The organism is [Erwinia] mediterraneensis, from assembly GCF_900604315.1.
In the GTDB taxonomy this organism is placed as follows: Bacteria; Pseudomonadota; Gammaproteobacteria; order Enterobacterales; family Enterobacteriaceae; genus Pantoea; species Pantoea mediterraneensis_A.
In genome coordinates this window covers 685,440-701,810 of the sequence record NZ_LR026978.1, presented here as the reverse complement: position 1 = coordinate 701,810, position 16,371 = coordinate 685,440, and the positions used below count along the sequence as shown (strand labels likewise).

The following is a 16,371-nucleotide window of genomic DNA, read 5'->3' as shown; positions in this document are numbered from 1 at the left end:
CATGGAAGAGGCTATCGCGCTTGCAAGCCCGGCGATAAGCGGTAGAGTGACCGGGCTGCAATATCCCTACGTTTTACCACAGGAGTCCCCATGTTCAGGGTGTACCATTCCAATCAGCTCGACCTGCTAAAAACCCTGGCGGCGACTATTATCGAACTCGATCCCTTAACCGATCCGTTCGACTCTGAAGTGGTGCTGGTGCAAAGTCCCGGCATGGCGCAGTGGTTGCAGATGGAGCTGGCGCAGAGTTTTGGCATCGCAGCTAACATCCGCTTTCCCTTACCTTCCGGTTTTATCTGGGAGATGTTTCGCTGCGTGCTGCCCGACATTCCCGAAGAAAGCGCCTTTACCAAAGCCAGCATGAGCTGGAAACTGATGAATCGTCTGCCTGCGCTGCTGGCGCATGAAGAGTTTGTCTCGCTGCGCCACTACCTCAACGATGACAGCGATAAACGCAAGCTGTTTCAGCTCAGCTCACGCGTCGCCGATCTGTTTGACCAGTATCTGGTTTACCGGGCTGACTGGCTGAGTCGCTGGGAGCAGGGCGAAACGATTGAAAATCTGGGTGAGGCGCAGCAGTGGCAGGCCGCCTTATGGCGTGATCTGGTGAACTATACTCGCGAACTGGGCCAGTCAACCTGGCATCGCGGCAACCTCAATACGCGCTTTATCCAGACGCTGGAACAGGCCCGGAGCGTACCGCCCGGTCTGCCGAAGCGGGTCTTTATATGCGGCATCTCCGCGTTACCCCCGGTCTATTTGCAGGCCTTACAGGCGTTAGGCCAGCACATTGATATCCATCTGCTGTTCACTAATCCCTGTCGCGATTACTGGGGCGATATTCAGGATTACGCCTTCCTGGCGAAATTGCAGAGCCGCCGCCGCCGACTGCACGATTCCAGTCAGGAGCGCGCGTTGTTCAGCGATCCCGATCATGCTGCCGGGCTGTTTAATGACGCCGGTGAGCAGCAGCTGACCAATCCGCTGCTCGCCTCCTGGGGCAAACTCGGGCGCGATAACCTCTTCCTGCTCAGCCAGATGGATGTGTCAGATAATGACATCGATGCCTTTGTTGAGGTTGAGCCCGATAACCTGCTGCATACCATGCAGTATGATCTGCTGAACCTGCAGGATAACGCGGTGATCGGACTGAGCCAGGCGGATCTGGAAAACAGTCGTAAAAAACGTCGCCTCGATCCCGCCGATCGCTCCATCTCGCTGCAGGTCTGTCACAGCGCGCAGCGCGAGGTAGAAGTGTTGCAGGATCACTTACTGGCGATGATGGAAGCGGATCCGGCGCTCAAGCCGCGCGATATCATCGTCATGGTGGCGGATATTGATGCCTACTCGCCCTTTATTCAGGCGGTCTTTGCCAACGCGCCGCGCGAGCGCTATCTGCCCTTTGCCATTTCTGACCGGCGCGCCAGTCAGGCGCACCCGGCCATTACCGCTTTTCTTAGCCTGCTTGCGCTACCGGAGAGTCGCTTTGCTTCCGAAGAGGTGCTGGCGCTGCTGGAAGTGCCGGCGCTGGCGAAACGCTTCTCAATTGATGAAGAGGGGCTGCGCCTGTTACGCCGCTGGGTGATGGAGTCCGGCGTGCGCTGGGGGCTGGATGACGCCAGCGTTGAAGAGCTGGCGCTGCCGGTGACCGGCCAGCACACCTGGCGTTTTGGCCTGCAACGCATGCTGCTGGGCTACGCGCTGGAGAGCCACAACGGGGACTGGCAGGGGATATTGCCGTATGACGAAGCCAGTGGGCTGACCGGTGAGCTGGCGGGGCATCTGGCGGAGTTGCTGATGCAGCTGGATCAGTGGCGTCAGCGGCTGGCCAGGTCGCGTACCATGGAAGCGTGGCTGCCGCTCTGCCGCGAGATGATGAGCCAGTTTTTCACTGGCGATGCCGATACCGAAGCGGCCCTGCTGCTGATTGAGGAGCAATGGAAAGAAATCATTGAGCATGGCCGCGAAGCGCGCTATGAAGAGGCGATTCCGGTCACCCTGCTGCGCGACGATCTGCGCGGACGGCTTGATCAGCAGCGCATCAGCCAGCGTTTCCTTGCGGGGCAGATTAACTTCTGTACCCTGATGCCGATGCGTTCTATCCCGTTCAAAGTCGTTTGTCTGCTGGGCATGAACGATGGTGTCTATCCGCGTACGCTGCCGCCGCTGGGCTTTGATTTGATGCAGCAGCAACCGCGCCGTGGCGATCGCAGCCGCCGCGATGATGACCGCTACCTCTTCCTGGAGGCGTTGGTTTCCGCGCAGCAGCAGATTTACATCAGTTATATCGGGCGCGATATTCAGGATAATACGGAACGCTATCCCTCAGTACTGGTCACAGAGCTGATGGATTATATTGCGCAAAGCTTTTGCCTGCCGGGCGATGAAAAGCTGGAAGTTGATGAAAGCGCGCGGCGTGTGCTGCGCCATATGCATCATCTGCATAGCCGGATGCCGTTTGCGCCAGAAAATTTCCATCCCGGCGCGCATTGCCGCAGCTTTGCCCGTGAATGGCTGCCTGCCGCACTGGGCCACGGCGAGCCGCAGCAGGATTTTGTCCAGCCGCTGCCTGCGGTGCCGCTTACGGAACTGACGCTGGAGCAGCTGCTGCGCTTCTGGCGCCATCCGGTCCGGGCCTGGTTCGCCCAGCGCCTGGGCGTCAGCTTTCAGCTGGAAGAGAGCGAGCTGCCAGACAGCGAGCCCTTTTCCCTGGAAAATCTCGATCGCTACCAGATCAATACGCAGCTGTTAAATGCACTGGTGGCGGGGGAGGATACGCAAAAGCTTTATGCGCATCATCGCGCCGCCGGCAATCTGCCCTATGGCGCTTTTGGCGAGCTTTTCTGGCAGGCACAAACCGAAGAGATGCAGGAAGTGGCGCAGGAAGTGATTGCGCAGCGCAGCGCAGGGGAGAGCCAGGAGATCCATCTGCCGCTGGGCGAGGTATTGTTGACCGGCTGGCTGGCCCAGGTGCAAGCTGATGGCCTGTTGCGCTGGCGTCCCGGGGTGCTCAATATGAACGACGGATTGCTGCTGTGGCTGGAGCATCTGGTCTATTGCGCGCAGGGCGGCACCGGCACCAGCCGTATGTATGGACGTAAACAGAGCTGCTGGCGCTTTACCGCCTTGCCGCAAACAGAAGCGTTAGCGGAACTGCAACGCTTTGTCGCAGGCTATCAGGCGGGCCTCTGCCAGCCACTGATGCTGCTGAATAAAAGCGGCGGTGCCTGGCTGGAAGCGAGTTTTGACGCCAGAAGCGGCGAGCTGCAATGGGATGAAGCCACGCAACAAAAAGCGCGGAATCGTCTGCTGCAGGCGTGGCAGGGCGGTTATCAGGTTGAGGGCGAGGGCAACGATCCCTACCTGGCACGCCTGTGTCGCGTGCTTGACGAAGCGCGCCTGCAGGAAATTATTGCTGCTGCGCAGCAGTGGTATCTGCCGCTGCTGCGGGCACACAAAGATGATGAATAGCACACAATAAGTGAGCCTCAGGCGGCCATTAGCCCGCTGAGGCTGATAACTGATGATGTGATGTTTTGTGGTACTTTCGGCTGCGATTGCACAGCATGGCAGCGTTAAGGGTAATGTAAGGGGTTTAAATGCGTATATATGCGCGCTGGGTAGCGACTACCCTGCTGTGCTTTATCACTGCCGCTACTGTGGCGCGGGCAGAGAGCGGCTGGCAACCTGTTAATGAAACCATTCGTAAGAGCGATCATGATCCTCGTGACTATCAGGCTATCAGGCTGGATAACGGTATGACGGTATTACTGGTATCCGATCCGACAGCGCCGAAATCGCTGGCGGCGCTCACCCTGCCGATTGGTTCGCTGGACGATCCGGAGCAGCAGCCCGGGCTGGCGCACTACCTGGAGCATATGGTGCTGATGGGATCAAAACGTTACCCCCAGCCCGATAATCTGGCGGAGTTCCTGAAAAAGCATGGCGGCAGCCACAACGCCAGCACCGCGTCGTATCGCACTGCTTTCTATCTGGAAGTAGAAAACGCGGCGCTGCAGCCTGCCGTTGACCGCCTGGCCGATGCGGTAGCAGAACCGCTGCTCGATCCTGTCAATGCCGACCGCGAGCGTCATGCGGTGAATGCGGAACTCACCATGGCGCGCTCCCGTGACGGCCTGCGTATGGCCCAGGTGGGGGCAGAAACCCTTAACCCGGCCCATCCTGGCGCGCGTTTTTCCGGTGGTAATCTGGAAACCCTGCGCGATAAGCCGGGCAGCAAACTGCATCAGGCGCTGCTGGATTTTTACCAGACCCACTATTCTGCAAACCTGATGAAGGCGGTGATCTACAGCAACAAACCGCTGACAGAGATGGCGACCATCGCGGCGCAAACTTTTGGCCGCGTGGCTAATCGCGATGCCACGGTGCCGTCGATCACTGTGCCGGTGGTGACTGATGCGCAAAAAGGGATCATTATTCATTACGTCCCGGCCCAGCCGCGCAAACAGCTGAAAATCGAATTCCGCATCGATAACAACAGCGACCGATTCCGCAGCAAAACCGATACCCTGATCTGCTATCTGCTCAGTAACCGCAGCAAAAATACCTTAACCGACTGGCTGCAAACGCAGGGGCTGGCCGATGGCGTGAATGCAGGCGCCGATGCCATGACCGAGCGCGATAGCGGCGTGTTTTCCATCTCGGTATCATTAACCGACAAAGGACTGGCGCAACGCGATGAAGTGGTCGCCGCCGTATTCCGCTACATTGCGCTGCTGCGCGAAAAAGGGATCGACAAAGCCTACTTTGATGAAGTCTCGCATGTACTGGCGCTCGATTTCCGCTATCCCTCTCTGACGCGCAACATGGATTATATCGAATGGCTGGCAGATACCATGCTGCGCGTGCCGGTCGCCCATACGCTGGATGCGCCCTATCTGACGGACCGCTACGATCCTGAGGCGATCCGTGCCCGTCTGGACGCCATGACGCCGCAAAATGCCCGCCTCTGGTATATCAGCCCGCAGGAGCCGCACAACAAGCAGGCCTATTTTGTTAATGCGCCTTATCAGGTCGATAAAATCAGCGAGGCCCGCTTCAGCGACTGGCAGCAGCGCGCCGCCGCTATCCGCCTTGAGATGCCGACTCTGAATCCTTACATTCCTGATGATTTTTCGCTGATCCCGCCAGACGGGAAACGCTATGCGCATCCAGTGAAGCTGGAGAATGGAGAGGGTATGCCTATCTGGTGGATGCCTTCTCAACACTATGCCAGCGAGCCGAAAGCCAGCATCACGCTGGCGCTGCGTAACAAAGGAGCGATCAGCGATGCGCGCCAGCAAGTGTTGTTTGGCCTGAATGACTATCTTTCCAGTCTGGCGCTGGATGAGCTCGACTCTCAGGCATCAGTGGGCGGCATCAGCTTTTCCATCAGCGAAAATGAGGGGCTGCAACTTACCGCCAGTGGTTTTACCCAGCGTCTGCCCGCGTTGCTGAAGACGTTGCTGACAGGGTATGCCAGCTTTACGCCGGATGCGCAGCAGCTGGAACAGGCGAAATCCTGGTATCTGGAAAAGCTGGCTGCGGCGGAAAAAGGCAAAGCTTTTGAACAGGCGATTCAGCCGATGCAGATGTTGTCACAACTGCCCTATACCCAGCGTGATGTCAGACGCAAGCTGGTGAGTTCCGTGACGCTGCAGGAGGTGATGGACTATCGTGACAGCCTGCTGAAAAACGCCGCGCCGGAAATGTTGGTGGTGGGAAATCTCTCTGCACAGCAGGTGGCGCAGCTGGGAGAAGAACTGAAGCAACAGTTGCAGAACAGCGGCACACGCACCTGGCACCGCGACTATGTTGCCATTGATAAGCCGATCCGGGCGAATATGCAGCAGCCGGGCAGCAGCACGGATTCGGCGCTGGCCGCACTCTATGTGCCGCTGGGCTACAGCGAACATGAGAGTATGGCCTACAGCACGCTGCTCAGTCAGATTATCCAGCCGTGGTTCTATAACCAGCTGCGCACTGAGGAGCAACTGGGGTATGCGGTATTTACCTTCCAGATGCCTGTTGGTCGTCAGTGGGGGCTCGGTTTCCTGCTGCAAAGCAACAGCAAGCAGCCCGCCTATCTGCTGCAACGCTATCAGGCCTTTTATCCGCAGGCAGAAAAACGTCTGCGTGAAATGCAAACGGAAGATTTTAAGCAGTATCAACAAGCGATGATCAACGAACTGAAACAACGACCGCAAACGCTGGATGAAGAGGCGGGCCGCTTCAGCCGCGACTTTGACCGGCAGAATTACGCGTTCGATACGCGACAGAAGGTGATTGCCGAGATCAAGAAACTGACGCCGGTCGGTATGGCGGATTTCTTTCATCAGGCGGTTATCGCCCATCACGGCATGGCGATGATCTCACAAATTGCCGGTAACGCCGCTGACAAGCCGGACTACGCCGTCCAGCCGGGCTGGAAAACCTGGCAGGAAGTGGCTCAGCTGCAACGTTCGCTGCCGGTGAAGAGCGAAGCGCAATGACGTCCCCGATACCTGAGCGGCTGAACCCGCTCACGTTGCCCTTGCGCGGCGAACGGCTGATTGAAGCCTCCGCCGGTACAGGGAAAACTTTTACTATCGGCCTGCTTTACCTGCGTTTGCTGTTGGGACTGGAGGGCGAGGGCACCACTGGCCGTCCGCTGTCGGTGGAGGAGATTCTGGTGGTGACCTTTACCGAGGCCGCCACCGCAGAGCTGCGTGGTCGTATTCGTGAAAATATTCATGAGTTACGCCTGGCCTGTGTCCGTGGCACCAGCAGCAGCCCAATGCTGAATTTGCTGCTGGAAGAGATTGCCAGCCCGGCAGACGCCGCTTCGTTGCTGCTGGCTGCCGAGCGCCAGATGGATGAGGCCGCCATCTTCACTATCCACGGCTTTTGCCAGCGGATGCTCAACCTGAACGCCTTTGAATCGGGGATGTTGTTTGAGCAGCAGCTGATCGAAGATGAACAGATGCTGCTTAAACAAGCGGCGGCCGATTTCTGGCGTCGCCACTGCTATCCGCTCACCCTGGACGTCGCGCGTGTGATCGTTACGGAATGGAGCGGGCCGGAACAACTGCTCGCAACGCTGCTGCCGTGGCTGCAGGGCGAATCACCCGCTTTAAAGCTGCCACCGGACCAGGAAGAGACACTGCAGTCGCGCCATGAACGTAATCTGGCGCGTATCGCGGAGTTAAAAAGTCGCTGGCGCGCAGTGGCGAATGATGTTGAGGGAATGATCAGCGCCTCGGGCGTGGATAAGCGCAGCTACAGCAGTAAATACCTGCCGCTCTGGGTCAGCAAAGTGAGCGAATGGGCGCAGAGCGACACGCTGGATTATCAGTGCCCGAAAGAGCTGGAACGCTTTACGCAGCGTGTGCTGACAGAGAAAACCAAAAAAGGTGAAGCGCCACGGCATGCGCTGTTTGAGGCGGTCGAAGCTTTTCTGGCGGAACCGCTCTCCCTGCGTGATGTGATTATCGCCCGGGCGCTGGTGGACGTACGTCAGACGGTACGCAAAGAAAAACGCCTGCGTGCGCTGCTCGGCTTTGATGATCTGTTAAGTCGCCTGGACGAGGCGTTACAACAGCCTGGCGGCGGACTGCTGGCGACCACTATCCGTACCCGTTTTCCTGTTGCGCTGATTGATGAGTTTCAGGATACCGATCCCCTGCAGTACCGCATTTTCCGCACGCTCTATATCAATCAGCCGGAACATGCCCTGTTGCTGATCGGCGATCCGAAACAGGCGATTTACGCCTTTCGCGGCGCGGATATTTTTACCTACATTCGTGCCCGCAAAGAAGTGAGCGCCCACTATACGCTCGACACTAACTGGCGCTCCTCACCGACGATGGTTAACAGTGTGAATCAGCTGTTTTCACGCCTTGATTCGCCTTTTCTGTTTGCCGATATTCCCTTTCTGCCGGTGAAGCCCGCGCCGTCGAATCAGACGCTGCACCTTGTCTTCAATGGCGTGGCGCAGCCCGCACTACGCTTCTGGCTGCAGCCGGGTGAGGGTGTGAGTGTAAGTGATTACCAACAATATATGGCGCAACAGTGTGCGGCGGATATTAGCCGCTGGCTGCAGGCGGGACAGCAGGGCAAAGCGCTGCTGGGGAAAGGAGAGAACCTGCGGCCGGTGCAGGCCTCCGATATCACGGTGCTGGTGCGCAGCCGCAATGAGGCGGGCATCATTCGTGATGCCCTGAATGCGCGCTCAATCCCCTCGGTCTATCTGTCGAACCGTGACAGTGTCTATACCACGCCAGAAGCGCGCGAGCTGCTCTGGCTACTGCGGGCGGTGCTGGCGCCAGAGCAGGAGCGCTTGCTGCGCAGCGCGCTGGCAACGTCGATTTTCGGCGTTGACGCCGCGGCGCTGGACGCCATGAGCCAGGATGCGCGCGCCTGGGATGCGCTGGTAGAAACCTTTGCCGGCTGGCAGCGCCTCTGGTATCAGCGTGGTGTGCTGCCGATGCTGCGCGATATTATGATGAAACGGCAGCTGGCGGAAAACCTGCTCGCGTCGGAGAACGGCGAACGCCGCCTGACCGACCTGATGCATCTTGGCGAGCTGCTGCAGGAGGCCTCGGCGCAGCTGGACAGTCCCCATGCGCTGGTACGCTTTCTGGCTCAGCAGATTGCCCGGCCCAACAACCAGGCGGCAAACCAGCAGCTCCGTCTGGAAAGCGATCGCCACCTGGTGCAGATCGTCACTATTCATAAATCGAAAGGCCTGCAATATCCGCTGGTCTGGCTGCCGTTTGCCGCCGGTTTTCGCGAAGCGACCACGGCGCTCTATCACGATCGCGACAGCTTTGCCGCCGTGCTCGATCTGCATGGTGATGAACAAAGCATGGCGCTGGCGGAGCAGGAGCGGCTGGCGGAAGATTTGCGTCTGCTCTATGTGGCGCTGACCCGCTCGGTTTATCACTGCAGCGTAGGCGTTGCGCCACTGATTAAAGGCACGCGCAAAAAAGAGGGCGACAGCGATCTGCATAAGAGCGCGCTGGGTTTTCTGTTACAACGTGGAGAGCCTGCCAGCGCCACGCAGCTGGCAGCTTACCTCAGAGAGATCGCGGTTGATGGCGTTGAGCTGATCAGTGAGCCCTTACCTGAAGCGGCAAGCTGGCAGGATGAACTGCCGGTCAGCGATGATCTGGACAGCCGTTGTGTGACGCGTAATCTGAGCGACGCCTGGCGCGTCACCAGCTACTCCGGCTTACAGCAGCATGGCGGCAGCCGGTTGCTGGATGTGATGCCGGGCTTTGATATCGACGCCGCCGGGGAACATGATCATGAGACAGAAAGCGCGCTGACGCCGCATCATTTTCCCCGCGGGGCCGCTCCCGGCACCTTTCTGCATACGCTGTTCGAATCGATCGATTTTCACCGGCCGCCCGACAGCGCCTGGCTGGAAGCGCAACTGGTCCAGAACGGTTATCCGCCCGCCTGGCTACCGGTGCTGGAAAGCTGGATTGGCCGCGTCATTCAGACCCCGCTGAACAGCACCGGGCTGCGGCTGGGCGCGCTGAACAGTCAGGATCGGCTGGTAGAGATGGAGTTTTATCTGCCCATCGACGCCCGCCTGAGCGCCTCTGCGCTGGATGCGCTGCTGCGCCAGCATGACAGCCTCTCCGGGCGGGCGCCCGCGCTCGACTTTCAGCAGGTGCAGGGAATGCTGAAGGGCTTTATCGATCTGGTATTCCGCTGGCAAGGCAAATATTATCTGCTGGATTACAAGTCCAACTGGCTCGGCGAGAGTCATGAGGCCTACACGCCACAGGCGATGGAGCAGGCGATGATCGACCACAGGTACGATCTGCAGTATCAGCTCTACAGTCTGGCGTTGCACCGTTACCTGGGACACCGGCTGACGGATTATGACTATGAGCGCCACTTCGGCGGCGTGTTCTACCTCTTTCTGCGCGGTATGGATGGCAGTTCGCCAGCCAACGGTGTCTTCAGCACGCGCCCCTCTGCCACCTTAATCAGCCAGCTGGATCAGCTTTTTCGTGGAACCGGGGAGGATTCATGACGGAATTCAATGCGCTACTGATGCAGGCGGTGGAGAAGCGCCTGATGCGTCCACTGGACATTCAGTTTGCGCGCCTGCTGGCGGATGAGAGCCAGCCCGCCCGTATGCTGGCCGCCGCCTGCGTCAGCGCCGAGGCGGGAGAAGGGCATGTATGCCTGCCGCTGGAGCATCTGACGGTGGACGGGCTGTTTGCCGGGCGCCATCCGGCGCTGGCCGAAGCCTTATGGCAGGCGGCAGGAGCGCCACAGGACTGGCAAAGCCATCTGCAGGCGTGGAATGCGGTGAGCGATGGCCGTCTGGCGACGCCGCTGGTGCTGAGCAATCAGCGCCTCTATCTGCATCGCCTCTGGCACAGTGAAGGACGGGTCGCGCAGTTTTTTGCCACCCAGGAGAGCGCGCACAGCTTCGATCACCAGGCGGTGCGCCATGTGCTGGACACGCTGTTTGGCAATCATCCCGAAGACTGGCAAAAAATTGCCGCGGCGGTGGCGATGACGCGCAAAACCACGGTGATTTCCGGCGGGCCGGGCACCGGCAAAACCACCACGGTGGCGAAGCTGCTGGCGGCGATGATCCGCCTGAGCGAGGGCTCGCTGCGTATTCAGCTGGCGGCGCCGACCGGTAAAGCGGCGGCGCGCCTGACAGAGTCGCTGGGCAAGGCGTTACAGGCGCTCTCCATGAATGAAACGGAGCGCCGGCTGTTCCCGGCCGAGGCGATGACCCTGCACCGTCTGCTGGGCGCGCAGCACGATACCCAGCGCCTGCGCTATCACGCCTCAAACCGGCTGCATCTTGATGTGCTGGTGGTGGATGAAGCCTCGATGGTGGATCTGCCGATGATGGCTAATCTGATTGCCGCCTTACCGCCGCATGCGCGTGTGATCTTTCTGGGCGACCATGAACAGCTCGCCTCGGTGGAGGCTGGAGCAGTGTTGGGAGATATCTGTCGCTGTGCAGAAACGGGCTACAGTGCGCCGCGCGCCGCGCAGCTGGTGGATTTAACTGGCTGTAAACTGGCTGGGCTGGATGATGCGCTCGCCCCGCCGGTGCGTGACAGCATCTGTCTGCTGCGCAAAAGTTATCGCTTCGATGCGCAGTCGGGTATCGGTCAGCTGGCGAAAGCGGTAAACCTCGGCGATGTGCAGCGCGTGGAAGAGATTTTTGCCGCGCCCTGGAGCGATATCCGTCGTCAGCCGTTACATAATGCTGACGCTTATCAGGCGATGCTGGCGGAAGTGGCGGAGGGCTACCGCGATTTTCTCAGCCTGATTCGCCGTCAGGCCGATCCTGCGGCGATTATTGCCGCCTTCAGCGGCTTTCAGCTGCTGTGCGCGCTGCGTGAAGGGCCGTTTGGCGTCCATGGTCTGAACCAGCGCATTGAACAGATGCTGGTCCAGCAGCGTCTGATTCGTCGTCCGTCGGGCGGCAGCCGCTGGTATGTCGGACGGCCGGTGATGGTGTCGCGTAACGACAGCGCACTCGGCCTGTTCAATGGCGATATCGGTATTACGTTGCTGGATAACGAAGGCACGATGAAGGTTTATTTCCCGCTGCCGGACGGCTCTATCAAGGCGGTGCAGCCGAGTCGTTTGCCGCCCCATGATACTGCCTGGGCGATGACGGTGCATAAATCACAGGGTTCAGAGTTCGACCACACCGCGCTGGTGATGCCGGGACAATTTGTGCCGGTGCTGACGCGTGAGCTGGTCTATACGGCGATTACGCGTGCGCGCAATCAACTGACGCTCTACTGTGACAGTGCGGTGTTTCATCGCGCCGTGGCGCTGCGGACCCGCCGTCGTAGCGGATTAGTCGATCGCCTTACCATGGCGTAATGCCGCGGGCGGGAAGTCTCCCGCCCGCGTCTCTCTGCGACAGATTATCCCAGGTCGGCCATCAGCACTTTGGAACGGCGCTGATAGTTGTACATCTTTTTCTTGCTCTCGGGCAGCAGCTCAATATCCACCGGCGTAAAGCCGCGCTCCTGGAACCAGTGAATACTGCGCGTGGTCAGCACGAACAGCTTTTTCAGCCCCATCTGACGCGCCTGCAACGCAACGCGCTGCAACAGCATTTCGCCACGGGAGGAGCTGCGATAGTCGGGATGCACCGCCACACAGGCCATCTCGCCAATCTGCTCTTCGGGGAACGGATAGAGTGCGGCACAGGCGATGGTAAGATTATCGCGTTCAATAATCGTGAACTTATCGATCTCCATCTCCAGCTGCTCACGCGAACGCCGAACCAGAATGCCCTGTTGCTCCAGTGGCCGAATCAATTCCAGAATGCCGCCAATATCGTTGATGGTGGCACGGCGAATCTGCTCGGCGGACTCCATCACAATCTGGGTGCCGATGCCGTCACGGGAGAAGAGCTCCTGCAGCAGCGCGCCATCTTCCTGATAACTGATCAGATGGCTGCGCCGTACACCGCTGCGACAGGCTTTCACCGCGCCGCGTAAAAAACGCACCGTTCCCGACAGGAAATCGCCTTCACGCTCCATCTCTTCAATACGCGCCTGCGCGTCGTTGGGGAACAGCTCGGAAATAATATTGCCCGCGCCGTCGGTCACGCCCTGCTCCGAGCAGAAACCGATCATCTTCTCCGCTTTCAGCTTGATGGCGAGTTGCGTCGCCACCTCTTCCGAGGTCAGGTTAAAACTTTCGCCGGTCACTGACACTGCAACCGGCCCCAGCAGCACAATCGCACCATTATCAAGCTGACGATGGATCGCCTCTTCATCGATGCGGCGAATGCGGCCGCTGTGACAGTAGTCAACGCCATCATCAACGCCCAGCGGTTGTGAAATGATGAAGTTGCCGCTCACGACGTTGATATGCGCGCCCTGCAGCGGGGTATTGTTCAGGCTCATTGAGAGGCGTGCCGTGATATCCAGTTGTAGCTGACCGGCGGCCTGCTTGACCAGTTCCAGCGATTGCGCGTCGGTAACGCGGGTATGCTTATGATAAACCGGTGCCAGCTGGTGAGCGGCGAGGCTGGCATCGATCTGCGGACGGGCGCCGTAAACCACCACCAGGCGAATCCCGAGGCTGTGCAGTAAGCCAATGTCATTTACGATGCTGGAAAAGTTTTCATGCTCTATGGCTTCACCGCCAAGCATGATGACAAAGGTTTTGCCCCGGTGGGCATTAATATAGGGAACGGTATGACGAAAACCCTGAACCAGCTCGGTACTACGTTCCTTCACGGCAAACCCTCAGTGAATGTTTATTCGATATTTTTGTATTTTTATGCTTTTATGCGCGCTTTTGCAAGCGGCAATCCTGAGGTTAATCTGTGTTTTTCAGGCGGCAACGCTGGCGGAACGCTTGCATTATCTGGCCCTGGCGGGATGACAGGAAAGCGGGGATTGAGTAAAGTTTGCCTTATCCCATTAATTATCTGGCGTTTTTTAGACATACAACAGCAACTGGAGCGGCATGTCCGAAGCAAATCCCCTTTTATCCCGACGACGATTGTTACAGAGCGCGGGCGCCTTATGGTTACTGAGCGTCAGTCCGGCAGGTCTGGCTGCCAGCAGTCATATCGTCGCTGTGCGTATCTGGCCTTCCTCCACCTATTCACGCGTGACGCTGGAATCGAATCTTCCTCTTCACTATAAGCAGTTTGCGCTGAGCAATCCCGATCGGCTGGTGATCGATATTGACAACCTGCACCTGAATCAGGTCCTGAAAGGGGTCGCGAAACTGGTGCGCGCTGATGATCCCTTTATTAAAAACGCGCGCGTCGGCCAGTTTGATGCCAATACGGTGCGGATTGTTTTTGAACTGAAGCGTAACGTCGCGCCACGCACCTTTACCCTGGCGCCGGTAGCTGGCATTAAAAACCGTCTGGTGATCGATCTCTATCCCAGCCAGCAGAGCGTGGAAGACGATCCGCTGCTGGCGCTGCTGAAAGATTACAACCAGGGCGATTTGGAAAGATCGCAGCCCTCCCAGGCGGCGCTGCCAGGCAAAGCGGGACGCGATCGTCCGATGATCATCATGATCGATCCGGGACATGGCGGGGAAGATCCCGGCGCACATGGCAAGGCCAACACGCGCGAAAAGGATATCGTATTAAAGATTGGCCGACGCCTGAAGGCGCTGATCGATAAAGAAACCAATATGAAAGCCTATATGACGCGCAACGAGGATGTCTTTATCCCGCTTAAGGTCAGGGTGGCTAAGGCGCGTAAGCAGCGTGCCGATCTCTTTGTCTCTATTCATGCGGATGCCTTTACCAGCCGCGCGGCGCGCGGCTCCTCAGTATTTGCCCTGTCAACCAAAGGGGCAACCTCTGCGGCGGCGCGTTTTCTTGCCCAGACCCAGAATGAATCGGATTTGATCGGCGGCGTCAGTATGAGCGGCGATCGTTATCTTGATCATACGATGCTGGATATGGTGCAGCGGCAGACCATTCAGGACAGCCTGAAGTTTGGCCAGGAAGTGCTGAAACAGATGGGCAAGATCAACCATCTGCATAAAAGCAGCGTGGATCAGGCGGGATTTGCGGTACTGAAAGCGCCCGATATTCCTTCCATTCTGGTGGAAACGGCCTTTATCAGTAACGTGGCGGAAGAGCGTAAGCTGCGCACGGCGCGTTATCAGCAGCAGGTTGCCGAGGCGATTCTGGCGGGAATCAAGGGGTATGTCAGGAATGGCGCGGTGCTGGCGCCGCGTTGAGCAGGGCAGGCGGCAGGGAAGCCGCGCTGCTTCTGGCGGACGCCAGAAACAAAAAAACACCCGAAGGTGTTTAAATGATTGGTTGCGGGGGCCGGATTTGAACCGACGACCTTCGGGTTATGAGCCCGACGAGCTACCAGGCTGCTCCACCCCGCGTCCGTCTCGTCACTTTAAGCGACACTTCACATTGTCTCTCCCTCAGGAGAATTGGTTGCGGGGGCCGGATTTGAACCGACGACCTTCGGGTTATGAGCCCGACGAGCTACCAGGCTGCTCCACCCCGCGTCCGTGGAAGCGCACTATACTCTCCATGCGTTTTGATGCAACCCCTTTTTGCGTGAAAAAGGCAATTAATCGGTTACTTGCTGAATTATTCCACCAGTTGGTTGTTTATTGCACAGCTGTGGCCCCGGAAGGGCGGGATGGATTTAATTCTCGTCGCCCCTTTGCTATCTTCGCCCTGCAAAACACTGATGAAAAGAGACGGCAATGAAAGGATGTTGGGCGAAGTGTGCACTTACTGGCGTGTTTCTGGCGCTGCTGGCTGGCTGTACTTCCAAACCGACCGATCGCGGTCAACAGTATAAAGATGGCAAGCTGGAACAACCGCTGGCACTGGTGAATCAACCTAATGCCAAAGGGCGTCCGGTCAACGGCAAAGATTTTGGCGACCAGGTGCGCGAGATCCAGTACGCCTCATCCGGGCTGTTTGGCCGTCATAACGGTACCTACAGCGCCGTGCAGAACTGGCTACTGGCTGGCGCCGATACCCGTCAGCTGCGCCAGTTCGGCCTCAATGCGTTCCAGATGGAAGGCACGGATAACTACGGCAACGTACAATTTACCGGCTACTATACGCCGGTGGTGCAGGCGCGTTATACGCGTCAGGGCGAATTTCAGTATCCCATCTACCGCCTGCCGCCGCGTAAGCGCGGACAAAAGCTGCCGAGCCGGGCCGCTATCTATAGCGGCGCGCTGGAAGAACGTTATGTTATCGCCTGGAGCAACTCGCTCATTGATAATTTTATGATGGATGTGCAGGGCAGCGGCTATATCGATTTTGGTGACGGACGCCCTCTCAACTTCTTCAGCTACGCCGGGAAAAATGGCTGGGGCTATTACAGCATCGGTAAAGAGTTGATCGACCGGGGCGAAGTGAAGCGGGAAGATATGTCGATGCAGGCGATTCGTCAGTGGGCAGAGGAGCATTCGCCCGCCGAAGTGCGCGCGCTGCTGGAAACCAATCCCTCGTTTGTGTTCTTCAAGCCACAGAATTTCGCGCCGGTGCGCGGCGCCAGCGCTGTGCCGCTGATTGCCAAAGCCTCGGTGGCCTCTGATCGTTCGCTGATCCCGCCGGGCACGGTGTTGCTGGCTGAGGTGCCGCAGCTGAATGAGAAGGGCAAGTTTAACGGTAAATATGAGATGCGCCTGATGGTGGCACTGGATGTGGGCGGTGCCATCAAGGGGCAGCACTTCGATATTTATCAGGGCATCGGTCCCGATGCCGCCCATCTGGCGGGCTTCTATAATCACTATGGCCGCGTCTGGGTACTGAAGGCTGCGCCGGGCACCGGACAGCCGTTGTTCAGCAGCAATAATGCCTTGCTGAGCGCCAACTGACTCTCTTCTGCGGGCCGTCAGGCCCGCACGGTTTTATAA

7 protein-coding genes and 2 tRNA genes are annotated in these 16,371 nt (G+C 58.3%); 6 read left to right on the top strand and 3 right to left on the bottom strand.

Going from position 1 to position 16,371, the window contains the following annotated elements; all coding sequences use genetic code 11:
* Positions 1–90 precede the first annotated feature (90 nt).
* From recC to recD, 4 genes are all read left to right on the top strand, one after another.
* Positions 91–3,471 carry an exodeoxyribonuclease V subunit gamma gene (gene recC, locus E0E17_RS03295; protein ID WP_130831489.1) on the top strand — a complete coding sequence of 1,127 codons (3,381 nt, stop codon included), beginning with the start codon at positions 91–93 and terminating at the stop codon, positions 3,469–3,471.
* A gap of 128 nt (positions 3,472–3,599) precedes the next feature.
* Positions 3,600–6,491 carry a pitrilysin gene (ptrA, locus tag E0E17_RS03290; protein ID WP_130831487.1) on the top strand — a complete coding sequence of 964 codons (2,892 nt, stop codon included), beginning with the start codon at positions 3,600–3,602 and terminating at the stop codon, positions 6,489–6,491.
* Entirely contained in the window at positions 6,488–10,027 is a 3,540-nt protein-coding gene (recB, locus tag E0E17_RS03285) for an exodeoxyribonuclease V subunit beta (protein WP_130831485.1), read from the top strand. Before ptrA ends, recB begins: the two co-directional genes overlap by 4 nt.
* A complete protein-coding gene (gene recD / locus E0E17_RS03280; RefSeq protein ID WP_130831482.1) occupies positions 10,024–11,862 on the top strand; it encodes an exodeoxyribonuclease V subunit alpha in 1,839 nt (612 codons plus the stop codon). Before recB ends, recD begins: the two co-directional genes overlap by 4 nt.
* A gap of 44 nt (positions 11,863–11,906) precedes the next feature.
* Here recD and argA read toward each other — a convergent pair whose 3' ends face one another.
* Positions 11,907–13,235: an amino-acid N-acetyltransferase gene (argA, locus tag E0E17_RS03275; RefSeq protein WP_130831480.1), complete on the bottom strand. Its 1,329-nt coding sequence runs from the start codon at positions 13,233–13,235 to the stop codon at positions 11,907–11,909.
* 232 nt (positions 13,236–13,467) lie between these two features.
* Here argA and amiC point away from each other — a divergent pair, with 232 nt between their 5' ends.
* Positions 13,468–14,712: an N-acetylmuramoyl-L-alanine amidase AmiC gene (amiC, locus tag E0E17_RS03270; RefSeq protein ID WP_130831478.1), complete on the top strand. Its 1,245-nt coding sequence runs from the start codon at positions 13,468–13,470 to the stop codon at positions 14,710–14,712.
* A 79-nt stretch (positions 14,713–14,791) separates the two neighbouring features.
* Here amiC and E0E17_RS03265 read toward each other — a convergent pair.
* Together E0E17_RS03265 and E0E17_RS03260 are read right to left on the bottom strand one after the other, a co-directional pair.
* Positions 14,792–14,868 (bottom strand) — tRNA-Met (locus tag E0E17_RS03265).
* A 52-nt stretch (positions 14,869–14,920) separates the two neighbouring features.
* Positions 14,921–14,997 (bottom strand) — tRNA-Met (locus E0E17_RS03260).
* A gap of 204 nt (positions 14,998–15,201) precedes the next feature.
* Between E0E17_RS03260 and mltA the strand changes: the two genes are divergently transcribed.
* Positions 15,202–16,332 (top strand): murein transglycosylase A, encoded by a 1,131-nt coding sequence (gene mltA, locus E0E17_RS03255; RefSeq protein WP_130831476.1) that lies wholly within the window; start codon positions 15,202–15,204, stop codon positions 16,330–16,332.
* Positions 16,333–16,371: the final 39 nt, after the last annotated feature.